At 65.7% G+C, this 23043-nt stretch carries 20 protein-coding genes; 7 read left to right on the top strand and 13 right to left on the bottom strand.

Features of this window, described 5'->3' with window-relative positions; translation table 11 throughout:
• Positions 1–18 precede the first annotated feature (18 nt).
• The gene (locus VEA80_RS15825; protein ID WP_325061737.1) at positions 19–1146 is read left to right on the top strand and encodes a glycosyltransferase; all 1128 of its coding nucleotides are present in this window, start codon (positions 19–21) and stop codon (positions 1144–1146) included.
• Positions 1143–2360 (top strand): glycosyltransferase, encoded by a 1218-nt coding sequence (locus VEA80_RS15820; protein WP_325061736.1) that lies wholly within the window; start codon positions 1143–1145, stop codon positions 2358–2360. The genes VEA80_RS15825 and VEA80_RS15820 overlap by 4 nt, the downstream gene beginning before the upstream one ends.
• Here VEA80_RS15820 and VEA80_RS15815 read toward each other — a convergent pair.
• From VEA80_RS15815 to VEA80_RS15795, 5 genes are all read right to left on the bottom strand, one after another.
• Positions 2345–4489, bottom strand: coding sequence for a GumC family protein (locus VEA80_RS15815; protein WP_325061735.1), 2145 nt, complete (start codon positions 4487–4489; stop codon positions 2345–2347). The genes VEA80_RS15820 and VEA80_RS15815 overlap by 16 nt on opposite strands.
• Positions 4490–4656: 167 nt before the next feature.
• The gene (locus tag VEA80_RS15810) at positions 4657–5235 is read right to left on the bottom strand and encodes a polysaccharide biosynthesis/export family protein (RefSeq protein WP_325061734.1); all 579 of its coding nucleotides are present in this window, start codon (positions 5233–5235) and stop codon (positions 4657–4659) included.
• A 125-nt stretch (positions 5236–5360) separates the two neighbouring features.
• The gene (locus tag VEA80_RS15805; RefSeq protein ID WP_325061733.1) at positions 5361–6353 is read right to left on the bottom strand and encodes a glycosyltransferase family 2 protein; all 993 of its coding nucleotides are present in this window, start codon (positions 6351–6353) and stop codon (positions 5361–5363) included.
• Positions 6354–6388: 35 nt separating this feature from the next.
• Entirely contained in the window at positions 6389–7141 is a 753-nt protein-coding gene (locus VEA80_RS15800) for a family 16 glycosylhydrolase (RefSeq protein WP_325061732.1), read from the bottom strand.
• Positions 7142–7193: 52 nt separating this feature from the next.
• Positions 7194–8102 carry an aldo/keto reductase gene (locus VEA80_RS15795; RefSeq protein WP_325061731.1) on the bottom strand — a complete coding sequence of 303 codons (909 nt, stop codon included), beginning with the start codon at positions 8100–8102 and terminating at the stop codon, positions 7194–7196.
• Positions 8103–8252: 150 nt separating this feature from the next.
• Here VEA80_RS15795 and VEA80_RS15790 point away from each other — a divergent pair, with 150 nt between their 5' ends.
• The 5 genes from VEA80_RS15790 (at position 8253) to VEA80_RS15770 (ending at position 13438) form a co-directional block, all read left to right on the top strand.
• On the top strand, positions 8253–9335 hold the full coding sequence (locus VEA80_RS15790) for an acyltransferase (RefSeq protein ID WP_325061730.1): 1083 nt from the start codon (positions 8253–8255) through the stop codon (positions 9333–9335).
• 94 nt (positions 9336–9429) lie between these two features.
• Positions 9430–10242 (top strand): polysaccharide deacetylase family protein, encoded by an 813-nt coding sequence (locus VEA80_RS15785; protein WP_325061729.1) that lies wholly within the window; start codon positions 9430–9432, stop codon positions 10240–10242.
• On the top strand, positions 10230–11318 hold the full coding sequence (locus VEA80_RS15780; protein WP_325061728.1) for a glycosyltransferase family A protein: 1089 nt from the start codon (positions 10230–10232) through the stop codon (positions 11316–11318). Before VEA80_RS15785 ends, VEA80_RS15780 begins: the two co-directional genes overlap by 13 nt.
• A 50-nt stretch (positions 11319–11368) precedes the next feature.
• Positions 11369–12349 (top strand): glycosyltransferase family 2 protein, encoded by a 981-nt coding sequence (locus tag VEA80_RS15775; RefSeq protein WP_325061727.1) that lies wholly within the window; start codon positions 11369–11371, stop codon positions 12347–12349.
• Between the two features lie 3 nt (positions 12350–12352).
• Positions 12353–13438, top strand: a complete 1086-nt coding sequence (locus VEA80_RS15770) for a glycosyltransferase family 2 protein (protein WP_325061726.1) — start codon at positions 12353–12355, stop codon at positions 13436–13438.
• On the opposite strand, the gene VEA80_RS15765 is transcribed toward VEA80_RS15770, so the two are convergent.
• Genes VEA80_RS15765 through VEA80_RS15730 form a run of 8 tightly spaced genes read right to left on the bottom strand, consistent with a single transcriptional unit; the run spans position 13435 to position 23040 of the window.
• Positions 13435–15045 (bottom strand): hypothetical protein, encoded by a 1611-nt coding sequence (locus tag VEA80_RS15765; RefSeq protein WP_325061725.1) that lies wholly within the window; start codon positions 15043–15045, stop codon positions 13435–13437. The two genes, VEA80_RS15770 and VEA80_RS15765, sit on opposite strands and share 4 nt — an antisense overlap.
• Before the next feature lie 4 nt (positions 15046–15049).
• Entirely contained in the window at positions 15050–16702 is a 1653-nt protein-coding gene (locus VEA80_RS15760) for a hypothetical protein (RefSeq protein WP_325061724.1), read from the bottom strand.
• Positions 16692–17960: an ABC transporter ATP-binding protein gene (locus VEA80_RS15755; protein WP_325061723.1), complete on the bottom strand. Its 1269-nt coding sequence runs from the start codon at positions 17958–17960 to the stop codon at positions 16692–16694. The genes VEA80_RS15760 and VEA80_RS15755 overlap by 11 nt, the downstream gene beginning before the upstream one ends.
• Complete coding sequence (locus tag VEA80_RS15750; protein ID WP_325061722.1) at positions 17960–18808, bottom strand: ABC transporter permease; 849 nt, start codon at positions 18806–18808, stop codon at positions 17960–17962. Before VEA80_RS15750 ends, VEA80_RS15755 begins: the two co-directional genes overlap by 1 nt.
• The gene (locus VEA80_RS15745; RefSeq protein ID WP_325061721.1) at positions 18805–19932 is read right to left on the bottom strand and encodes a DegT/DnrJ/EryC1/StrS family aminotransferase; all 1128 of its coding nucleotides are present in this window, start codon (positions 19930–19932) and stop codon (positions 18805–18807) included. Before VEA80_RS15745 ends, VEA80_RS15750 begins: the two co-directional genes overlap by 4 nt.
• Positions 19929–20897: an SDR family NAD(P)-dependent oxidoreductase gene (locus tag VEA80_RS15740; RefSeq protein WP_325061720.1), complete on the bottom strand. Its 969-nt coding sequence runs from the start codon at positions 20895–20897 to the stop codon at positions 19929–19931. Before VEA80_RS15740 ends, VEA80_RS15745 begins: the two co-directional genes overlap by 4 nt.
• Complete coding sequence (locus tag VEA80_RS15735; RefSeq protein ID WP_325061719.1) at positions 20894–22015, bottom strand: DegT/DnrJ/EryC1/StrS family aminotransferase; 1122 nt, start codon at positions 22013–22015, stop codon at positions 20894–20896. The genes VEA80_RS15740 and VEA80_RS15735 overlap by 4 nt, the downstream gene beginning before the upstream one ends.
• Positions 22012–23040 (bottom strand): Gfo/Idh/MocA family oxidoreductase, encoded by a 1029-nt coding sequence (locus tag VEA80_RS15730; RefSeq protein WP_325061718.1) that lies wholly within the window; start codon positions 23038–23040, stop codon positions 22012–22014. Before VEA80_RS15730 ends, VEA80_RS15735 begins: the two co-directional genes overlap by 4 nt.
• Between the last annotated feature and the right edge of the window lie 3 nt (positions 23041–23043).

The following is a 23043-nucleotide window of genomic DNA, read 5'->3' as shown; positions in this document are numbered from 1 at the left end:
GCGCGTGGACGGGCGGGCTTGGCTGAGCTGATCTTCTTCGGGCACGACGCGCACGATGCGGCGGTACAGCGCCGCATCAAGGCGTTCGAGCAGACCGGCGCCTCTGTGCGCGCGTTCACCATGCGGCGCGGGCCGGCCTTCGCGACGCCCTGGATCAATGTCGATCTCGGCGAAACGCATGACGCCGCGTTCGGCCAGCGCATCGGCGCGCTGCTGCGGGCTCAGCCGATCCTGCGGGCGCGGCGCGAGGCGCTGAAGCGGGCGGACGTGTTCTACGCGCGCAATCTCGACATGCTGGCGTTGGCGGCGTGGGCGCGGGGCATGAGCGGCTCGCGCGCCAAGCTGATCTATGAATGCCTCGACGTTCATCGCTTCATGACGCGCAGCGACCAGCTTGGCGCGGCGATGCGGTTCGTCGAGCGAAGATTGCTCGCGGGCGCGGCGCGGGTGGTGGTGAGTTCGCCGGCGTTCGTGCGCGAGTATTTCGATGTCCATCAGCCCGGCCGCGCCTCGACCGTGCTGATCGAGAACAGGCTGCCGCCGGCGTACGATTACGGGCCGCGGCCCATCGAAGCCGCGGAGCGCCACGGGCCGATCCGCATCGGCTGGTTCGGCAATCTGCGCTGCCGCCGCAGTCTCGATCTGCTGCTGGCGCTGGCGGCGCGGCTGGGCGAGCGCGTGGCGCTCTCGTTTCGCGGCGCGCCCGCGCGCACCGAGATCGCGGATTTCGAAGCGCGTGTCGCCGCCTATCCGAACGTCACGGTCGGCGGCCGCTATGCTTGGCCGCAAGGTTTGGCTTCGATCTATGGCGATGTGGATCTGGTTTGGGCCGGCGACTTCCACGATCCGGGCGCGAACTCGAAATGGCTGTTGCCGAACAGGCTTTACGAGGGCGGCTATTATTGCGCGCCGCCGATCGCGCCGGCGGACAGCGAAACCGGGCGCTGGATCGAGCGGCACGGCTTCGGCTTCACATTGGCCGAGCCGCTCGAAGAGACGCTGCCGGCGCTGGTCGAAAGTTTGAACCGCGAGCGGATCGCCGCGGCGCGGGCGAAGCTGGCGCAGGCGCCGGAAAGCCTCTTCGTGCAGCCGGCGGACGAACTGAAACAGCTGCTGAACGCAGTGCTCGCGGAGGAGGGCCCGTGAGCAAGCCGGCGCTGCTCATGCTGCTGACGCGCCATCCCTACGCGGAGAATAGCGGCCGGGCGACGATGCTGCGCCAGCGCATAAGCCAGGCGCGGCTCCGGTTCGAACCCCACATCGTCGTGTTCGGCGCGCCGGCGGGCGATGCGCGGGACGAGGGCCTCCGTTTTTTGCCGCTGGCGAAGCCGTTGTCGGTGCTGCTGAACGCCTCGCGGATGCCGGCGCTGCCGCTGCAGACTTGGCTCTATCACAGCCGCGCCGCGCGCGCGGAAGTCGCACGCTTGGCGGCGGAGACGAGCGCCGCGGGCGTCTATGTGGACATGCTGCGGTTGGTCCCGCTGGCAGCGGATCTGCCGCCGCACGTGGCTCGCATCGTCGATTATGACGATCTGCTCTCGTTGCGCTACGCGCGGGCGGCGAGCCAGGACTACGACGTGATGGGCTTCCTGGCGCAGCGTGTGGGGCCGCTTGCGCGGCTAGCGCGCGCCTTTGCGCGGCCGCTTCTCGCCGCGGAATCCGCGCGGTGCGCCCGCTATGAACGCGACGTGCTCCACGGCTCCGATCTCGTGCTGTTCACCTCGCCGCAGGAAGCGGGCGCCGTGCAAGGCGAGAACGTGCTTGCAGCGCCGCCTCTGATCGCGGCGCACGACAATCCGCCGGCGCCTGGCGAGCGGCTGATCTTTCTCGGCAACATGCGCTACGCGGAGAATGTTGTCATGCTGCGCGCGCTGGCGGAGGCGGTGCGCGAGTCGGAGGGCGCGCTCGCGCCGGATGTGGTCATCGAAGTCGCTGGCGATCACGCGCCGGAGCTGGCGCGCGAGTTCGACGCGCGGCGGTTTCGCTTTCTCGGCCGTGTCGAGGATTTGAGCGTGCTGGCTGGCGCGGGCGTTTTCCTCGCGCCGGTGATCGGCGGCAGCGGCGTGAAGCTCAAGGTGCTGGACGGCATGGCGCTGGGTTGCCCAGTGGTGGGCACGGAGAAGGCCTGCGAAGGGCTGACGGCGCGGCGCAATCGCCATCTGCTCGTCGCGGGCGATGCGGCGGGCGTGCTCCGCGCGGCTGTGCAGCTGCGGTCGCGCGCGGCGTTGAAGGCGATGCTGGCGCAACGGGCGCGCGCGTACCTGCAACGAACGCACGCGCCCGCGATCGGGGAGGCGATCGCCGAGGCCATGCTGGCGGCGACGGCGCGCGCTGCTGAGCGGCGTCAGGAGACGCTGTAGTAGGACTTCGACTGATAGAAGTAGAGGCTGTCGGCGTACGACTGCCAATGCGGCAGCACGCAATTGAGCGCAATGCCGAGCACCTTGCCGCCGGCCGCTTCCGTCTGCGCCACCGCCGAACGCACCGCGCCGATGGCCGAACGCCCGGCGCGCGCGACCAGAACGGTGGTGTCGGCGTGCTTCACCAGGATCCGTGTCTCGGCGACAGCCAGGATCGGCGCGCAATCGAGAATGACGAGATCGTAGTGGGCGCGCAGTTCCCCTATCAGGCGCTCCATCGCTTCGGAGCCGAACACGTCGCGCGGAGTGAAGCCCGAAGTGGCCACGGGCAGCACGTGCGCGTCCGAGTTCGGATCGCGGACGATGGCCGAGCGCCACGGCGCTTCGCCGGCCAGCACCTGCAGGATGCCGACGTCGGTTTCGATGTCGATCACGTCGTTGATCGATTGCTTGCGCAGGTCGCAGTCGACGACGCAGACGCGCTGGCCGGACATGGCGGCGACGCGCGCGAGGCACATGGAGATGGTGGTCTTGCCTTCATCCGGCAGCGCCGAGGTGACGGCGACGACCTTCACGCTGAAGTCGAGCTTGGAATAGACGATCACTGTGCGCAGTACGCGCAGCGCCTCGGTGAAGGCAGACATCGGCCGGCCGACGAGATAGCCCGAAGGGTGGCGCTCCGCCGGCGGCATCTGCCGCATCATGCGCTTGGAAATGGTCGGGATCGACGCAATGGCCGGATAGCCGACCTTCGACTCCAGATCGTCGGCGTTTTTCACCGACTGATCGAGAATCTCGGCGACGACCCCGGCGCCGATGCCGAGCAGGAGCCCAATGGCGATGGCGAGCGCGAGCGAGATGCGCAGCTTCGGCGACGACGGCGAAGTGGGGGTCGAGGCGTAAGCGAGCAGCCGCGCGTCCGAGATGTTGAGCTGGTCCTGGTCGGCGATTTCCTGATAGCGCTGGAGATAGCTCTCATACACTTCGCGGCTCGCGGCCGCTTCGCGCTCGAGTTCGCGCAGCCGCACGCTGGCGCCGGAATTATCCGACAGATCGCCAGCCGCTTCGCGCATGGAGTTCTGCAGCGTGGCGAGCCGCGCGCGCGCGACCGACACCTCGTTGCCGAGGTTCACGGTGATGCGCTGGATTTCGCGCTGGATCTGGCTCTCGATGTCCTGCCGCTCGGCGCGAATGGCCTGCACCGCGGGGTGGGTTGGCAGATAGCGGTTCTCCAGGTCCGATTGGCGGCGGGCGATGTCGGCTTCGCGTTCACGCAGGCCGCGGACGGTTTCTGAGTTCAGCGCGTTGCCGATGCTCTCGAGCGGCGCGCCGGAGTCGCGCAACTCCTGCAGCTGACGGAACCGCGCTTCACGCTCGGCCAAGTCGGCCTGCGCCTGCAGCACCTGGCTTTGCACGTTGATGGTCTGCTGTTCCTGCAGCGTCGAGCCCTGCGCCGAGACCAGGCCGGACTGCACGCGGAACGTTTCCGCCGCGCTCTCCTTCGCCTGCACGTCGTCGCGCAGTTCCGCGAGGCGGCGAGCCAGCCACGAATTCGCGCGCTGGGCCGTATCGACCCGCTGGTTCACTTGGCTGGCGATGTAGACGTCGGCGTAGGTGTTGGCGATCAGCTGGGCACGCTGGGGATCAGTCGAGTTCGCTGTGATCTCGATCACATAGGTCATGCCGCGGCGGTTGACATCGATAGCGCCCGAGAGACTGCCGGCGATGTCCTCCGTCGACAGGACTTCGCCGCCGGCGCGCTGGGCTTGCAGGCCGAGCGCCGCGGCCAGGTCGCTCATCAGCGCCGGCGAACGCAGCAGTTCGATCTCGGAATCGATCGCAGAAGACTGTAGCGGCAGCGAGCCGACAACCGCCTGGCTGTTCAGCACTGTTTCCTGGCGCGGATTGATGATGAGGAGGGAGGTGGCGCTGTAGCTCGGCGTCTGCAGCATCAGGAAGGTGAACGCGGTCGCGGCCACGGTGGCGCCGACGAGCGCCATGATCAGAAACCGGCGACGCAGCATCTGCATCGCTGCGGTGACGCCAAACAGTTCCGCAAGCCCCTGCGGCGCGGATCCATTCGGGTAGCCGGGAGAGCCGGACAGCGGCTCCTGGTTCATCTTATTCATTGGTGCGCAAAGCCCCGTCTCCAGCGCGAAATACGCCGGCCGGAAACGTCGTCAACCTAGCACAGCGGCGTGGTTGATGTCGTCTCCCTCGACGCGGCTATGCATGCTCTGCGCCGCTTTATTGTGTCGAAAGCGACGCACATTCGCGCAACGCGCGTCGACGCGTCTTAGAACAGCCGCTCGCCGATGCGGATGGTGTCGCCGGGCATCACCGGCGTTGCGATCGTCAGCGGGTACGCGCGCTCGTCCGGCTCGTTGGCGTGGCGGATGAAGACCCGGTTGCGATTCGCCCGATAGGTGAATCCGCCCGCAGTCGCCACGGCGTTGAGAACCGTGAGATTGGCTGAGTAGGGATACGTGCCGGGCCGCTGCACTTCGCCGAGAATGAAGAAGGGCCGGTAATTCGCCACCTCCACACTCACGTTCGGTTGGCGGATATATTCGCTGAGCGCCTGTTGCAGCTGCTCCGAGAATTCGCTGACCGTAAGTCCAGCGGCTTCGACTGTGCCGACCAGCGGATAAGAGATCGTGCCTTGAGAGCCGACCACGAACTGGCCCGTGAGTTCCGCCTCGTTGAACACGGTGATGCGGAGCTGGTCGCCGGGGCCGAGGCGATACTCGGTCGGCTGGGACACGTCGGCCGGCGTGCTCGGCATTGTCGCGCAACCGCCCAACAGGCCGGCGCCAGCACTGAGCGAGACACCGAGCAGGAGCGTGCGGCGAGTGTGCCAAATTGGCTTGGGCATGAGCGAGAAACCTCCCGGCGGTCTTACGCGATGGATCGTCTCGCGCAAAGGCTGGACCAGCCATACAAACTAGCGACGCGCGCGACAAATTTCCGCGCCGTACATCGACGGGGCGAACCTTCGTCTCACGCGCCTGTGGAGAGCGGCCGGCGCGGGCCGCGCCCGGTGCTCCGCAGCCACGCCTGTTCGGCAAGCTTTCCACACAGGTAGAAAGCCGCATCGACAGAGCGGAACGCTGAGACCGCCATCGCCGCATCGCGCGCCTTCACGGCGCTGATCAGACGCCGCCACTGCAGGCGCCGGTCGACACTGTTCCAGTGCCGGCGAAGCGCGTTTTGCTCGGGCGGCGTCAATGGCCGAAGCGCGGCGACCGCCTCGTCGCAATCGCGCAAGCGCAGAAGGTCAGCCTCGCTGTGCGCTTTGCTCAACGAGCCCGTCCGCTCGACCGAAATGTAGCCGGCCTCGCCGCAGACGAGGAAACGGGCGTCCAGCGCAAGTGCGCGCGCGTAGAGTTCGTAATCCTCTCCGAGACGCATATCAGTTCGGTAGCGGAGCCCATGGGCGTCGAGAAAGCTGCGGCGCATCAGCGGTTTCAGATAGCCGAGATCGAGCGGCCCAGCCGCGCCGCCCAAGTTTCCAAGCAGGAACGTCGTCAGATCGAGCGCCCGCGCGGACAGCGGCGCAACGGCCCAAGCCGGCTCGGCGCTAGACGGCATGCGGATCAGCGCGTCGCCGACGAAGTCCGCCTCATGGGCAAGCGTGTGCAACAGCGCAAGGCGGCCTGGAACGACGTAATCGTCCGCATCGAGGATCGTGAGCCATGGGGAGGCGCTCGCCTCGATGGCGAAGTTTCGCGCGGTAGACGGGCCGGCGTTCGCGTCGAGGCGCCTGACGAGAACGCGCGTGTCACGCGCGGCGAGCGATTGAGCCAAGCTGAAGGTGGCGTCCGTCGAGCCGTCGTCGACAATGCAGATTTCCGCGGCCTCCGGCTCGGCGAGCGCGGAGGCCACCGCACGCTCGAGCGTCGGCTCGGCATTGTACGCGGCGATTAGCACGGCGGTGCGGGTGTCGGCGGACATATTCGGCGCGAGGCTAATGCAAATGCTGCGCTGCGTCATGCGCGGACGCGTTTCGCGCGCCTCTCAGCCCGTGCTCATTCAGAGCAAAGTTGCCGGCCGGCATAGCTCGGCGCATAGGCGATGCAGGACACGGTGAGCCGCCATGGCCCCTGCCAAGGCAGGATCGGTCCGAGCCAGTCGGTCAGGGTCTCCGTGTTCCAAAGGTGCAGATAGAGCCGCTGCGGCGCCTGCGGCAGCGCTCCGTTCGCGCCGTTTTCTTCGTGCATGAGCCGCCCGTCGACGTACCAGCGAATGGCGCGCGGGGTCCATTCGAAGCCATAGGTGTGTTGCGCTTCGGCGGCGTCGAACGGGAGCGGCAGCGTGGTGATGTTGCGCTCGCCGCGCCGGAAATAGGTGAATTGAATCGATCGGGTGTCGCGGCCGAGGATTTCGATGTCGATCTCGTCCCAGGTGTTCTCGGCGGCGGGCCGCGTGTAGGTGAAGAAACCGGTGACGAGCCCCGAGCCGCGCGGCACGCGCATCCGCGTTTCGAAATAGCCGTAGCGATAAACCTCTTCCGACTGCAGTTCGCCGGAGGAATAACGCTTCTCGCCGTCGCGCGAGCGGGCGAGCACAATTTCAGTTCCTCCCGGAACGGCCCTGATCTGCGAACGGCGCCAATCATTCGCGGTCCACTCGCCGTTGCTCCAGCCGTCGGCGACGCGCCAGCGGCTCTCGTCGATGGTCGTGAGCGGATCGGTGAACGCCGGCCGGCGCTCCTGGGCGAAAGCTTGGCCGGCGAGGCCAATCGCCAGGCACATCGATAGGAGAACGGCGGCTGTGCGCATGACCTTCTCAATCTGCCTCAGAACGGACCGGCGCGCGAGCGCTGAACCGCGACTATTCTCCGAGCAGGGTCGCGACGTGAGCAGCGGTCTCGGCGTCCAACGGCGTCAAAAAGGCATTGCGGCGCACGTTCTCCACCCGCGACGATGAGAACAGGGTGACGCCATCCGGGTTGCGGGCCAAAGCGGCGCGCAGGAGCAGCCTGGCCATGCCAGGGCGATCGGCGGGCGAAACGCCGGTGTCCGCCTCGAACTGGCGGATGCCATCTGGGTTCGTCTGCGCCCGGGTCACGCCGTGTTCGAGTCGACTGCCTAGGACTGAATGAACGATGGTCGTGATCCCGGGCGGCAACGCGCCGAGTTTTCCCGCGCTCGCCACCGGCGTCTGAACGATCTGGAATGCGCCGGGATAGCGCGTCAGCAGCGCCATCGTGCTCTTCGGCGCCGCGGCCAAGCCCACCGCTGCGATCTTGCCGCTGCGTTTCATGTCCTCCAGCAATCGCACCAATTCCTCGCGCACATCTTCCGGCGTAGGCTCGTGCAGCAGCAATCCGTCGAGCCGCTCGCGCTTGAGCTTGCGGAGGCTGGTTTCGACGCTTCGCCGGATCTGGCGAGGCGCAAAGTGCGCTCTATGCGTCGGCGCCGCCATGCCCGACAGCCTGCCGGCCGCGCGCTGCAGACAGCTTGGCGGCACGAGGCCCGCTTTGGTGAAGATCGTCAGACCGTCGCCTTTGCCGGCTGCGAATTCGCCCAGCGCCTCCTCACCGCGGCCCCACCCATAGAGCGGCGCTGTATCAAAATGGCGAATGCCGCTTTCGTAGGCGGTTTCGAGCAGCGCGAGCGTCTCGCGTCCGGTGTAGGCCCCGGACACCAGCGCGGTGCCAAAACCCAGCCGTGTCGCCGACTGTAGGCCAGCTGACGGCTGGCGAGCGGGTTCGACGTCGGATTGGAGCGAGGGACGCATGTTCAAGTTTTATGCAATGCCTCTGCCGCGGCGTGGCGGCGGCTGCGAAGGTAGGGCATAGACGAGCTTCTCGGCGCCGGGGGGAAACGGTTTCCGTCATGCGCCGAACGCGCGGAGTTTTAGCGGCCGCTCCGCACGCAAAGGAGCAATATGGTTAGCACTGACCTCGCGGCTAGGGAGCGCTTCGCGATTCTTGACGGCATGCGCGGACTGGCGGCGCTAGCTGTTATCACAGATCACGTGCCTTCCGAGGCGCTGACCGGCTTGCTGCCGGGTCGCTATCTCGCCGTCGACTTCTTCTTCGTGCTGAGCGGTTTCGTGCTCGCGCATGTTTATCTCGATCGGTTGCGCGGCGGCATGACGGTCGGCCAATTCCTGCGTGTGCGGGTGATCCGGCTCTATCCGCTTTATCTCGCCGGCACGGCCCTGGGCGCTGTGCTGATGCTGATCTCGATCATGCAGGGCTGGAACGACGCGGCGCTGCCGCAGCTTGCGGGATCGCTCCTATTCGCCTTGTTCCTGCTGCCGTGTCCGCCGCCGCTTTCGATCTGGCCGAATGCGCCTTATCCGCTGAACGGCCCGGCCTGGTCGCTATTCTTCGAGTTGTTCGTCAACACTATCTTCGCGCTTGCGGCGCGGTGGCTGACGCCGGCGGCGTCGCTCGTCTTCGTGGCGCTCGGCGGGGTGCTGCTGGTCCCGACCGCGTTCGGGTTCGGCCAACTCGACGGGGGCTTTGCCTGGTCGAACTTCATCGCCGGCTTTCCGCGGGTGACGTTCAGCTTTTTCGCGGGCGTGTGGCTTTACCAAGTGCGCGCGCACGACCGTCTGCCGGCCCTGCCGGCCTGGGCGGCGTATGCGCTGCTCGCCCTGGTGTTTATGATCCCGGGCGAGGGCGCGGCGCGCGCGCTGATCGATCTGTTCGCCGTGCTGATCGTCTTTCCGTTGCTGGTCGCGACCAGCGCCAACGCGCCGGCCGGGCGCACGCTGCTGCACGTCAGCACCATCATCGGCGTGCTTTCGTACGGCGTTTATATTCTCCACGTGCCGCTTTGGGGCTGGACCGAGCTCGTATTGGGGCGCTTCCACATCGAACTGCCCGGCGCGGCCGATGTCGCTCTCGCGGCGATCGTGGCCCTGTCGGCGGCCGCGTTTCTGGACGCGTTCTACGATCGCCCTCTCCGGCGGCGCCTTTCTCGCAAGCGGCTGCCCGCTGCCGTCCCCGCAAGGGATTGATTTCAGGGCGGGTCAAAATAGGCTCGGAAAGCGAAAACGCTGGCGGCAGTTCGCGCTTTGCAGCAAATCGTCTCGTCGAGGGGCAGGGCAGGTCGTGAAGCAGGCGGTCAAAAAGCTGGTGCAGAAGACCGGGCTGCGCCGCCAGCACATCGAGGCCGCCCGCATGTACGGCGAGCGCCACGCTTTGGCGACCGTCGCGCCGTTCCGGCGCCCGCGGCGGCAGGGCCGCATCCTTTGCTATCACTCGGTCGGACAGCCGGAATTCGGTGTCAACGACGTGAGCCCCGCGCGTTTCCGCCGTCAGCTCGAATTGGCGCTCGAGCTCGGCTATCGTTTCGTCGCGCCGGCGGAGATTGCGCGCACGGGCGGGCGGGAGAAGGACCTCGCCGTCAGCTTCGACGACGCGCTGAAGAGCGTGCTCACGAAGGCCGATCCCATTCTCCGCGATCTCGGGATTCCCTATAGCATCTTCATCGTCTCGGAATGGTCGGAGCAGAAGCTCGATTGGCAAAAGAGCGGCGTGCTCGGCTGGGACGAGTTGGCGAAAATGGCGGCGGACGGCGTCGAACTCGGCAGCCATTCCGCGACGCACCGCGACTTCGGCGAGATCGACATCGAACGCGCCAAGGATGAGTTCGAACTGTCTCGCAGGACGATCGAGACGCGCCTCGGCTTCGCCCCGGACAGCTTCGCCATCCCGTTCGGCCAGTCCCGCAACTGGAACGAAGAGGCCGACAAGGCCGCTCGCGAGATCGGCTACAGCACGATCTACGCGCAAGCAGAGGAAACCCGCCCCCCCGGCACCATCCCGCGCACGTTCGTCACCCACTTCGACGACGACCGGCTATTCAAAGCGGTCCTGCGCGGCGCCTATGATCGCTGGGAGGAGTGGACGTGGACCTATTGAGCGCGGCCCACGCGCAAGAGCCGCACGGCGCACTGGTCCGCACTGTCTCGGTGATCGTGCCGACGCGCGACCGGCCGAACTATCTGCGCCAGGCGCTGGCGAGCATTCGGGCGCTTGAAGGGCCCGATCTCGAGATCGAGATTCTGATCGGCGACAACGGCGCCTGTCCGCAGACCCAGCTCATCGCCGAGGAGTTCGGCGCGCGCCGCGTAGAAGCGCGCGAGGGTGAAGGCGCGAGCGTCGCGCGGAACGCCGCGTTGCGCGCGGCCACAGGCGACTACATCGCCTTCCTGGACGATGATGATTGCTGGGTCGCGACGCATTTGCGCGAGCACCTCGATCTGCTGGATATCCGCCCCGATCTCGAAGCGGTGATGGGCCAGGTGATCAGCGCCGATCATCAGCTCCGGCGCGTGGGTGCGGCCTGGCCGGCGGAGCCGCCGGACGACGGCGACGAACTGTTGCGGCGCATGCTGAGCGGCTACTTTCCGCAGATTGGCGCGGTGGTTGCGCGGCGGGGCGTGCGCGAGAAAATTGGCGGCTTCGACGAGAAGTTGATCGGCGGCGAAGATCTCGACTGGCTGTTGCGCCTGGCGCGCCAACATCAGCTCGCCGTCATTCCTGTGGAGAGCGTGCTGTTCCGCGGCCGTCCGCTCGGTGTTTACGACAATCTGCAGCTGCTGCGCAGCCGCTTCGATCGCAAGGTTTTCCTCCGTCACGCGCTGCCGGAATGGCGCATCTGGGAGTCTCCGGCGCACCTCTGGCTCGCCCACTACGGAACGCTGAAGCACTTCTATCGCTATTTCGTCGACGCGGCGGCGCGGCGGGCGGCGCGCGGCGAAAGGGCGGGCGCGCTAAAGGCGATCTGGTTCGCGTTCCAGGTGTTTCCGTTGCGGACGCTTTACCATCTTTTCAAGTGGCGCCGCCTGCGCATCGCCTTTCTTGGCGCCGTCTTGCCGCGGCGGTCGCGCGGCTGTGCTGGCGTGGCCGGCACGCTGCTCGCGCCGGCGGCGGAGCTCGGCGAAGGCGGCGCGATACAGATGCTGATGAACGCCGTCGCGCTGGTTCACGCTTAGGTGGTGTTCTGGCTTGTGCGCCGCCTTTCGCCGGCGCAAGGAAGTCCGCAATGAACACCACGTCCCGCCGGCTCATCTCGGTGGTCGTGCCGACGCGCGACCGCCCGGACTATTTGCGCCAGGCGCTGGCGAGCATCCGCGCGCTGGAGGGGCCGGAATTCGAGTTCGAGATTCTGGTCGGCGACAACGGCGCCGATCCGCGCAGCGTCGAGGCCGCGCGTGCGTTCGGCGCCGTCCACATCGCGGTCGCGACCCCTGGCGCAGGCGCGGCGCGCAATGCCGGGCTATCCGCCGCGCGCGGCGAGTTTATCGCCTTTCTCGACGACGACGACGTCTGGATGGACAGCCACATCCGTCCGCATCTCGCGCTGCTGGACGCCAATCCCGAGCTCGATGGTGTCATGGCCCAAGTGATCGCCGTCGATGACGAGATGCGCCCGCTCGACGAGCCATGGCCTGTTCGCGCGCCGCGCGAGGGCCACACGCTCGTTCAGTCCATGCTCAGCGGCTACTACCCGCAGATCGGCGCGACGATCGTGCGTGCGCGCGTGCGCGATGAGGTCGGGTTGTTCGACGAGCGCCTGCTCGGAGACCAGGATTGGGATTGGCAGCTGCGCGTCGCCCGCAGGCGCAGGCTGCTCTACACGCCCGGACCGTGCGTCCTGTTCCGTCAGCGGCCGCCAGGTTCGTATGACGCCTTACGGCTGCGCCGGCTCGGCTTCGGCCGCCGCGTATTCCTGCGTCACGCTTTGCCTGAGTGGCGTGTGTTCGGCTCGGTGAAGGGTCTGGTGCGCGCCTATCAGAATGTGATGTGGCAGTACTACGAGTACTTCGTCGAGGCCGCCGCTGAACGCGCCGCCGAAGGGCGCCCGCGCAAGGAGATATGGCGCGCGATTTGGGGCGCCATGCGCACGTTCCCGTTCCGCGCCGCTTATCATCTCGTCGCGCCGAAGCCGCTGCGCAAAGCTTTCCTCGCATCGCTCGCGCCGCGCCGGCATCATCCGCCGCCGCCCGTTGTCAGCGCGAACTGAGCCATGCCGTCCCGTGTCGACGTTATCATGCCGGCCTACAACGCGGCGGCGACCGTGCGTGAAGCAGTGCAGAGCTTGCTCGCGCAGACGATGAGAGACTTGCGCGTGGTCGTCATCGACGACGGCTCGACGGACGACACCCCTGCCATTCTCGCCGCGCTGAGCGCTGCGGATGGACGTGTCCTGGTCACGCGCAAGGTGAATGACGGCATCGTCGAAGCGAGAAATCACGCCTTGCGACTCTGCGACGCCGAGTTCATCGCCTGCCTCGACGCCGACGACACTGCGTTCCCGGATCGGCTTGAGCGTCAGATCGCCTACTTGGGCGAGCACCCTGACTGCGTCGCGCTCGGCGGCGAAGTCGATCATGTCGACGAGAGCGGCGCGCCGATTGAGGGGCTGGTGCAGCAAGGCGATCCGGGTCGCGCCGATCCGGCGAAGGCGCCGGCGCTCGAGCCCTACATCGTGCATTCGACGATGCTGGCCCGGCGCGCGGCAGTGGTCGAGGTGGGCGGCTATCGCCATGTGCCGAACTCGGAGGACAGCGACCTTTTCTGGCGTCTGCAGGAGCGGGGAGCGCTGGTGAACCTGCCGGTCAAGTTCGGCGCCTATCGCGTCCATACGGCGAGCGTTTCGAGTTCGATCGTCAACGGGCGCATCATGGCTGTCGGGTCGCAGCTCGGCGCGATCTCCGCGCTCAGGCGCCGGCGCGGCGCGACCGACATAGCGTTTCCGCGCGAGCTGCACGCTTCGCTCCGCGCCGCGGTGACGATGGAGAAGATGTGCGCCGCCGCCGCGCGCGACATTGAGCCAGAGGAGGCGCAACATCTGCGCATCGCCGCGGCGGCCAAGCTGATGGAGCTCGCCCGCTATCGCCCTTATGAGCTGGACGCCGGCGATTGCGCGTTCATCCGCGCCGCGCTGCCGCTCGCGAAGCAGCTGTCACGCAAGAACCAGAAGGAAGTGGCCTGGTATGTGAGCGTCACCGCGGCGCGCCTGATGCGCAAGGGTATGTTGTCCGAGGCTCTGACCTTGGCGCCGCCGAAGAGCTATCCGGTAGCGGCGGCGCGCGCGCTGCTGCAGCTCTAGCCCTTCATAGCGCGCTTCAGCCATTCGGGAAGCAGCGTGTGGCTAAGCGCATTGCCGGCGCTGCTGAATGCGCCGACGGCGCTGAGTTCGCGCCAATGGGCGATCCGCTGGCGCAGCGGCAGAACGCCCATGTAGCTCTTCAGGAATTGCTCGATCGGCCAGTTGCCGCCGAAAATGTCCTCGTGGCGCCAGTCCGGTTCGCCGAATTGCGGCGCTTCGGTCCGTTCAAGCATAGCGCGGTTGTCGAGCGGCGCGAGTTCGCCGGCGCGCGCGTACACCGCTTCCATCCAGCACAACCAGCCCGGCGTGTTGTGCTCTTTCGCCACCGCGGCGCGCGCTTGTTCACCAAGCCGCTCGCGCTTCGTCGGGTCGGCGATCAGCTCGCTGAGCAGCGCGCGATATTCCTCGAACGACGCCGCCTGCAGCGTGTTGCCGACGAGCGCGACGTGATTGATGCCGAAAATGCGCGTCTCCTGAGGGTAGGTGAAGATTGTCACCGAGGGAAGGCCGTAGCCTGCGGCCTCCATCAGCGAGGTGGACGAAACGAACGGATAGGAATCGACGTAGATATCCGCCGCCTCGAAATAGATATTCGGGCTCGGCAGCTCTGGCTTGGAGCGGATGCGGTCGCCGAAGCGCGCTTTCACCGGCGCCCAGTCCTCAGGATCGTCGGCGCCGACGACGAGCAGCATTGCCTCCGGATTCTTCTCCAGCAGCGGCGCGTGGATGTCGGCGAAGGTGACGCCATGCATCGTCTTGTATTTGAGCTTGCGGGCGACGGAGACCATCAGGGTCGCCGCCGGATCGATGCCCAGTTCGCGCTTGGCGTCACCACGCGAGCGCGTGCGCGTGACGGCCTCCGAGAGCGTAGGCATCAAGATGCTGCGCTCAGGCGAGAGGCCGCGGCGCGCGACGCCGAGATCAAGCGCGGCGTCGCGGAGGCTGATGGTGAGGTGCGAGATGCTCGGGCCGTACCAGAAGAGATGGTCGGCATGGTTCAGCACCAGCACCGGAGGGTGCTTGCTCGGATCGGCGAACGCAATCAGCGGGATCACGTCTTCGCAGTGCGTATGCAGAATGACGAGATCATACCCATGCGCCAGTGTGCGCAGCTGCTGCGCCCAGGCGACGAACCCGCCCGGGCGCCGGTTCAAGTAGGTAATACGTCCGCCGAACGTCTCCTGCACGGACTCCGGCACTGGTCCATGCTGCTGCGTCAGCACAAGAGAGTGCTCACGCGCGCTGTCCGCCTTCACCCAGAGGCCCAGCATTTTCGTGAGGCCGCCGACCGCCGCCATCTGCGTGCCGACTTGCAGGATGCGGCGCGGCGCCTTCACCCGCACGGGCGCCGGCCCGAACGGCAGGCGCTTGCCGATCTCCGAAAGCACTTTCTCGGCCCGTGGGCTCCAGAAGATGCCGGCATGGTTCTGAACCGGAATGTGCGAAGCAACCGCGCAGTGCACCGCGACGGCATCGAGCTCGCCTTGCGCTAGATAGTCCTGCGCGCGCTTCAGGTAACGCTCGAACGCGGCGAAGTTCGCGGCGATCCGCGCTTCCTGCATCGCGCGCTCTTGGGGCGGCGCGACGGCGGTGTCGGCGGCGCTCATCGGCTCAGCCGCTGAAGGTGATTTCTTCCGGCAGCTTTAGCACGCCGTCCTTGACGTAGCGCTTCAGCCATTCCGGGAAGAGATAGCTCGCCGCTTCGGCATTGCTCTTGAAGCCGCCCTCGCGGCGCACTTGTTTCCAATGGGCCCAGTGCTGCCGCGCGGGCATCATGCCGATATAGCTCATGACCACGCGGATCGTCGGCCACGCGCCGCCGAAAATGTCTTCATGGCGGATGTCCGGCTCGCCGAAGTGCGGCGCGTCCACGGCTTGCAGCATCGGCCCGTTGTCGAGGATCGGCAGCTCGAGCGCACGCGCGTACACGGCCTCCATCCAGCGCAGCCAGCCGGGCAGATTGTGCTCCTTCCGCACCGCTGCGCGCGCCTCGGCGCCGAGCCGTTCGCGCAAGGCGGCGTCCTCGATCAGGGCCGAGAGCATGCCTCGGTATTCCTCGAACGAGGTCGCCTGCATCACATTGCCGACCAAGGCCACGTGATTGATGCCGAAGATTCGCGCCTCCTGCGGATAGGTGAAGATCGTCACCAAAGGCGTGCCGTAGCCCGCCGCTTCCATCAGCGACGTCGACGACACGAACGGGAACGAGTCGACGTAAATGTCCGCCGCTTCGAAATAGACCTTCGGGTTCGGCGTTTCGGCGATCGAGCGCAGCCGCTCGCCCACGTCCGCCTGCACCGGCGCCCAGTCATCGTGCTGGCCTGCGCCGACGGTGATCAGCGTGACGTTTTGATGCTTCTTCAGCACCTCGGCATGGATGTCGGCGTAGGTGAGCCCGCCCATGGTGCGGTACTTGGCCCGCCGCGCGGCGGAGACCATCAGGATCGTGTCCGGATCGATGCCCAACTCGCGCTTGGCCTCTTCGCGCGAGCGCGTGCGCACCACCGCTTCGGCTAGCGTCGGCATCAGGATATTGCGTTCGGGCGCGATGCCGCGGCGGGCGATGGAGATGTCCTGCGCCGCGTCGCGGAGGTTGATGTTGAGGTGCGTGACGCTCGGTCCGTACCAGAACAGATGGTCGGCGTGGTTCAGCACGAGCACCGGCGGATGCTTGCTGGGATCCGCGAAGGCGATCAGCGGAACGATGTCCTCGCAATGCGTATGCAGGATGACGAGGTCGAAATCCTTGGCGATCTCGCGCAGCCGGAGCGCCCAATCGATCTGGCTGCTGGGCCGATGGTTGAGCTGCTCGACCTTGCGTCCGCCGCTGGCTTCGAACACCTCGTGGACGAATCCTGGCGTCGGCCCGCGATGCTCGGTCAGCACCAAGGTGTGTTCGCGATCCTTGTCGGCGCGCACCCATTGGCACAGCATCTTGGTGTGCCCGCCGACGGCCGAGACCTGCGTGCACACTTGCAGGATTCGCTTGATCTCGCTCGGCCGCGGCCGCGGCGGCGCGTCGGGCTCGAGCCGGCGGCCGATCTCGTTCAGCACCTTCTCGGCGCGCGGGCTCCAGAAGATGCCGGCGTGATTTTGCGTCGCCACGTGCGAAGCGATGGCGCAATAGGCCGCCGCGGTCTGCAAATCGCCCTGCGCCAGGAAATCCTGCGCCTTCAGGACGTAGCTTTCGTACTCGGCGAAATTGCGCGCGAGCCGGCGTTCCTTGTCGGTCATGGCCGGGGCGGGCGAGGCCTCAACCGACACGGTCTTTCACCTCGCTGAGGCGCGCCGGCGCATCCGCCGTCACGCGCCATTCGCCGCTTTCGTGGAAGACGCCGAACGTGGTCGACGAAAAATCCGGGTGGCGCACGTGGAAGCGCCCGCCGATTTGGCCGCTCAGCATGTGGCCGTCGGCATCGCGAACGACGACATTGCAGGTGTAGAGATCGGAGACGAGCTTGATCGGCGGCGTCGTCAACTCGATCGCGCCTTCGCCTTCGAGATAGGGCATCGGCACGCCGTCGGTCATGGTCGAGAACGTCATGCAGTGGGTGTCGTCGTCGCGATCGAGGCCGATGCGGATGTCCGGGCGCTCGACGCGGCCTTTGGTCTTGTAGCGCAGCCGGATCGTCATCCGCTCGCCGAAATCGAACACGGCGCCTTCGCTGCCCTCCTTGCCGAGGAATTGCACGTCCTCGAAGCTGATGCGCCGGCCGCCTTCGGGTTCATCGAACCACGGCACGTCGGCGAGGCGGCTGTCGGCTTCATAGAGCTTCAGGCCTTCAGCCGTCGGCCCGTCGAACACGACTTGGCCCTTCTTCAGATAGATCACGCGCTGGCACATGGTCTTGATCGAGAACATGTTGTGCGAGACGAACAAGATCGTTGCGCCTTTGCGCTGCAGCTGCTTGGCGAAGTTCATGCACTTGCGCTGGAACGCGAAGTCGCCCACCGCCAGCACTTCGTCCAGCAGCAAGATGTCCGGATCGAGGTGCGCGGCCACGGCGAAGGCGAGGCGCACATACATGCCGCTCGAATAGCGCTTCACCGGGGTGTCGATGAACTCGCGGATCTCCGAGAACTCGACGATCGCGTCGAACTTGGCCTCGACTTCCTTGCGCGTCATGCCGAGAATCGAGCCGTAGAGAAAGACGTTCTCCCGGCCGGTCAGTTCGGCGTGGAACCCGGTGCCGACTTCGAGCAGGGCCCCGAGGCGGCCCTTGATGCGGATGTTGCCAGTGGTCGGCACCGTGATGCGCGAGAGGAGCTTCAGCAGCGTCGATTTGCCGGCGCCGTTGAGGCCGATGATGCCGACGTTCTCGCCCGGCGCGATCTCGAAACTGGCGTCCTTCAGCGCCCAAAAAGTGTTGCGTTTGGTGCGCTCGTCGCGGGCGGCCTTCGAGGCGAACATGTCGCCGATGCCCGCGGCGATCACGTCGCGCAGCGAGTCGTGGCGTTGCGAGCGCAGCAAGCGGCGATAGCGCTTGCTGAGGCCGCGGACGGAGATGGCGAAATTCTCCATCAGATCACGTCCGCAAAGGTGCGTTCCATGCGGCGGAAGAAGACGAGGCCGCCCGCCAGCAGTAGAACGATAATGGCGCCGCTCATGGCAAGCGCGGTGAAGTTGGGCTCGCCGCGGTCGAACACCGCCCAGCGGAAGCCTTCGATCACGCCGACCATCGGGTTCAGCGCATAAATCGCTTGCCATTCCCGCGGCACGATCGAGAGCGGATAGACGATCGGGCTCGCATACATCCAGATTTGGATCAGAAACGGCAGCGTGTGCTTGATGTCGCGGAAGCGCACATTGATCGGCCCCAGCCAAAGCCCGATCGAGAGCGCCAGCAGCGCCGCCACCACCATCAGCGGCGGGATCACCAGGATCTTCCAGCTCGGTGCGATGCCGTAGAACGCCATTAGGACCAGCAACACGACGAAGGCGATGCAGAAGTCCACCAACGGCGAAATCACGTTCGCCAGCGGCATGATCAAGCGCGGGAAGTAAACCTTCCGCACCAATTCGGCGTCGGTGACCAAGCCGGTACCGGAGCGGCGCACCGCTTCGGCGAAATACGTCCATGGCAGCACGCCGGCGAAGGCGAAGAGGGGGTAAGGCACGCCTTCGGACGGCATCTTCACGATGTAGCCGAAAATGATCGAGAAAATGATCACCGCGAACACGGGCTGCAGGATCGCCCAGCCGGCGCCCAGCAGGGCCTGCTTATACAGCACCTGCAGGTCGCGCATCACCAGCACGCCGAGGAGCTCGCGGTATCGCCACACGGCGCCCAGATCGAGGTCGAGCCAGCCGCGATCCGGCCGGATCTCGGTGATGACTTGCGACGGCGCGGGATGCACGTGCGTGCTCACGCGCAGGCTTTCTTCAGCGCTTCAACGACGGTGACCTGCTCTTCGTCCGTCATCGAGTGATAGAGTGGCAGAATGAGGCGGCGGTCCTGCGCGAACTCGGAATTCGGCAGATCCCAGCCGTTCTTATAGAGGTCTTCGCGATGTGCGCACATGATGCCGCGGCGCGAGGCGACGCCGGCGTCGAGCATGGATTGCATCACCGCGCGTTGATCGCAGCGCTCCGGCAGCGTCACCGAATAGGACTGCCAGTTCGAGCGCTTGTTCGCCGGTTCGAACGGCGTCTCGATGCCGAGATTGTTTTGCAGCAACTCATTGTAGCGCGCGGCGAGGCGGCGGCGCGTGGCCAGGATTTCCGGCACGCGCTTCAGCTGCTCGCGGCCGACGGCGGCTTGGATGTCCGTCATCCGGTAATTGTAGCCCAGAACCGGGTGAGTTTCGAAGATCACCTGGTTCGAGCCGTGGCGGACGGTATCCGGCACGCTCATGGCGTGCTGGCGCAGCAGCTTGAATTGTTTGTCGTATGCTGGATTGCACGTCGTCAGCATGCCGCCGTCGCCGGTCGAGACGATCTTGCGCGGGTGGAAGCTGAAGGCCGCGATATCGCCGCGCGGGGCGCCGATGCGCTCCCACTGGCCGTCGATCTGGATCTCCGAACCGATGGCGCAGGCCGCGTCTTCGATTACCGGCAATCCATGCTTCTTGCCGATGGCGACGATCGCATCGATGTCGCACGGCATGCCGATCTGGTGGACGCAAAGGATGGCTTTGGTCTTGGGCGTGATCGCGGCTTCGATCTTGGCCGGATCCATATTGTAGGTTTCGAGCTCGACATCCACGAACACCGGCTCGGCGCCGCAATACTTCACCGAATTCGCCGTCGCCACATAGGAATGCGACACGGTGATGACTTCATCGCCCGCGCCAACCCCCACCGCCAGCAGCGCCAGATGCAGCGCCGTCGTGCAGTTCGACACCGCCGTCGCGTGCGGCGCGCCGACGAATTCCGCGAACTCGCGCTCGAACGCCGCCACTTCCGGGCCTTGCGTCACCCAGCCCGACAGGATCACGCGCGAAGCCGCTTGCGCCTCGCGCTCGTCCATCAGCGGCTTCATCAACGGGATCATGCGACGTGCTCTTTGTTGACGCGCCACCACGAAACCAGGCGCTCCAGGCCTTCTTCGAGATCGACCTTCGGCTCCCAGCCCAGCATGCGCTTGGTCTTCTCGATCGAGGCCAGACGGCGCGGCACGGCGTTCACCTTACGCTCCGGGCCATATTCCGGCTGCAGTTTCTTGCCCATCACGCGCATCAGCGTTTCGGCCAGCTCGTTGAGGTTGGTCTCGACGCCGGAGGCGACATTGAACACCTCGTCCGAAACGTCCGCCTTAAGGCCTGCGACATTGGCGCTGGCGATGTCGTCGATATAGATGAAGTCCATCGAGGTCTTGCCGTCGCCCAAGATCAGCGGGGGCACACCGGCCTCGATGCGCTCCATCCAACGGATCAGCACTTCGGTGTACTTGCCGTGGATGTCCATGCGCGGACCGTACACGTTGAAATACCGGAACGCGCAGTATTCAGTGCCGTACATGTCGTTGAAAGAGCGCAGCAGGCCTTCGAGCATCACCTTCGACGCGCCGTACCAGGTGCGGTTGTTGTACGGGTGATCCTTTTCGGTTGTCGGGAAGTTGTCCGCGAGGCCGTACACCGAGGCGGACGAGGCCGCGACGATGCGTTTCACGCCGGCCAAATGCGCGGCTTCGACCACGTTGAAGGTGCCGTCGCACATCACTTCGAGCGCTTCGCGCGGATGCTCGGCGCACGCGGTGATGCGGATCGCCGCCATGTGGATCACCGCGTCCATGCCTTCAGTGACGCGCCGCGTCGCTTCGACATCGCGGATGTCGCCTTTGACCAGCTCAACGCGCTTGTCCTTCAGGATTTCGGCGACGTTGTGCATCGAGCCGCGCACGAGATTGTCGAAGATCACGATCTTCTGGACGTCCTCGCGCAACAGCTGGTCGATCGTCGTCGAGCCGATCAGGCCGCAGCCGCCGGTGACGAGGATTTTTGCGCCTTCGACGTTCATCGTGCGAGCCCCGCATCCTTCTTGTGCAGTTCGATCACCGCCGCGGCCACTTCCGCCTGCATCTCCGCCGTCAGTTCCGGAAACATCGGCAACGAGAGCTGCTCCGCCGCCGCCTTCTCAGCGTGCGGGAAGTCGCCGTTCTTGTAGCCGAGGTCCGCGTAGGCCGGCAGGTTGTGGATCGCGATCGGATAGTGGATGCCTGATTGAATGCCCCTGGCGTTCAATGCGTCCTGCCACTCTTGGCGCTTGGTCGTGCGCGTCGAGTAGATGTGATAGACGTGGCGCGACTTGTCGCTGACGTATGGCGTCGGCACCCCCGAGCCGGCGAACAAGGCGTCGTAACGCTTCGCCGCTTCGCGGCGCGCTTCGGTCCATTTCTCCAGATATTTCAGCTTCACCCGCAAGATGGCGCCCTGCATGCCCTCGAGGCGCATATTGTAGCCCTTGAGCACGTGCTGGTACTTCTTCTCGGCCCCCCAATCGCGCAGCATGCGGATCTTGCGTGCATACTCGTCATTGTTGGTCGTCGTCGCGCCGCCCTCGCCATAAGCGCCCAAATTCTTGCCCGGATAGAAGCTGAACGCCGCGAGGTCGCCGATCCCGCCGACGCGTTTGCCGTTCCACTCCGATCCGTGCGCCTGGCAGGCGTCTTCGATGACGATCAGGTTGTGCTTTTTCGCGATCGCCATGATCGCATCCATGTCGCAGGCTTGGCCGTAGAGATGCACCGGCAGGATCGCCTTGGTCTTCGGCGTGATCGCAGCTTCGATCTTGGCCGGATCGATCAGGTAGGTTTTCGGATCGATGTCGACGAACACGGGCTTGGCGCCCGTGTACCAGATCGCCGCAACGCTCGCGACAAACGTGAACGGCGTCGTGATCACTTCATCGCCCGCGCCGATATCGGCGGCGAGCATGGCAAGATGCAGCGCGCTCGTGCCGTTATTCACGCCCATGCAGTGCTTGGCGCCGCAATACTCGGCGAATTCCTTCTCGAACGCCGCCACTTCGGCGCCCAGAATGAACTGCGTGTTGTCCAGGATGTGCTGGATCGCCGCGTCCACCTCCGGCTTGATCGAGAGGTATTGGGCTTTCAGGTCGACGAAAGGGACGGTCACAGTACGCGCTCCGCACGGGGAAGATGAATGGTTTCGCCGCGCGCCTTCATGGAAGAGGTCGCGGCTTCGATGATCTGGATGACGCGCGCGCCGAGGCGGCCGTCACACAGCGTCTGCTTCTTCTTTTCGATTGCTTCGACGAAGTCGGTCGCGCCGGCGCGCAATGCTTCGCTTTCGTCGAGTTTCGGCGCCCACATGTCGCCCGTGCGATAGCCGACGCGCATCTGGTAAATCTTCTGCGGATCGTCCGTGAACGAGACGCCCTTGTCGTAGATCTTCAGCTTCTCCGACGGCTGCAGGTCGTCATAGACGAACATCTTCTTCGTACCGCCGACGAGCACCGTGCGCACCTTGACTGGCGCCAGCCACGAGCAGTTCACGTGGGCAATCGCGCCCGAGTCGTAGAACATCGTGATGTAGGCGAGATTTTCCGGCGTGCCCGGGAAGTGGTTGATGCCGCCGGCTGAAACAGCGGTCGGCTGCTCTTCCAGGAGATAATCCAGGATCGAGAAGTCGTGCACGGCGAGGTCGCTGATGACGCTCACGTCGCGCTGGAAGAGGCCGAGATTTACCCGGGTTGAATCATAATAGAGAACCTTGCCCAACTCATCGGCCGCGACGAGGTCCTTCATCTTCTGCACCGCGCCCGTGTAGATGAAGGTGTGATCGACATGGAGGACGAGCTTCTTCTTCTCGGCGCACTCGACCAACTGGCGCGCCTGCAGCGAGGTCTCCGTCATGGGCTTTTCCAGCCACACGTGCTTGCCGCTCTTCAGCGCCGCCATGCCGAGTTCGAAGTGCGTCGAAACCGGCGTCGCAATGGCGATCGCGTCGATCGTCGGGTCGCGCAGCATTTCCTGGAAGTCGGTCGTCGTCTTCACGGCGGGGAAGCGCTTGTTGACGAGTTCGAGCTTCTTCGGATCGAGGTCCGCGACAGCCGCGAGCTCAGCGCCTTTCAGCTCCGCGAAGTTGCGGACGAGGTTGGGACCCCAGTAGCCGTAGCCGATTACGCCAATCCTGATCATCGT

It is taken from the genome of Vitreimonas sp., assembly GCF_035627415.1.
Lineage (GTDB): Bacteria > Pseudomonadota > Alphaproteobacteria > Caulobacterales > Aquidulcibacteraceae > Vitreimonas.
This window is presented reverse-complemented; position numbering and strand designations above follow the sequence as displayed.

Coding starts and splice junctions, on each gene's coding strand:
- VEA80_RS15770 (WP_325061726.1), top strand. CDS start 12,353: ATGCCGTCCCGTGTCGACGTTATCATGCCGGCCTACAACGCGGCGGCG.
- VEA80_RS15745 (WP_325061721.1), bottom strand. CDS start 19,932: ATGATCCCGTTGATGAAGCCGCTGATGGACGAGCGCGAGGCGCAAGCG.
- VEA80_RS15795 (WP_325061731.1), bottom strand. CDS start 8,102: ATGCGTCCCTCGCTCCAATCCGACGTCGAACCCGCTCGCCAGCCGTCA.
- VEA80_RS15810 (WP_325061734.1), bottom strand. CDS start 5,235: ATGCCCAAGCCAATTTGGCACACTCGCCGCACGCTCCTGCTCGGTGTC.
- VEA80_RS15730 (WP_325061718.1), bottom strand. CDS start 23,040: ATGATCAGGATTGGCGTAATCGGCTACGGCTACTGGGGTCCCAACCTC.
- VEA80_RS15790 (WP_325061730.1), top strand. CDS start 8,253: ATGGTTAGCACTGACCTCGCGGCTAGGGAGCGCTTCGCGATTCTTGAC.
- VEA80_RS15740 (WP_325061720.1), bottom strand. CDS start 20,897: ATGAACGTCGAAGGCGCAAAAATCCTCGTCACCGGCGGCTGCGGCCTG.
- VEA80_RS15805 (WP_325061733.1), bottom strand. CDS start 6,353: ATGACGCAGCGCAGCATTTGCATTAGCCTCGCGCCGAATATGTCCGCC.
- VEA80_RS15775 (WP_325061727.1), top strand. CDS start 11,369: ATGAACACCACGTCCCGCCGGCTCATCTCGGTGGTCGTGCCGACGCGC.
- VEA80_RS15800 (WP_325061732.1), bottom strand. CDS start 7,141: ATGCGCACAGCCGCCGTTCTCCTATCGATGTGCCTGGCGATTGGCCTC.
- VEA80_RS15755 (WP_325061723.1), bottom strand. CDS start 17,960: ATGGAGAATTTCGCCATCTCCGTCCGCGGCCTCAGCAAGCGCTATCGC.
- VEA80_RS15765 (WP_325061725.1), bottom strand. CDS start 15,045: ATGAGCGCCGCCGACACCGCCGTCGCGCCGCCCCAAGAGCGCGCGATG.
- VEA80_RS15815 (WP_325061735.1), bottom strand. CDS start 4,489: ATGAATAAGATGAACCAGGAGCCGCTGTCCGGCTCTCCCGGCTACCCG.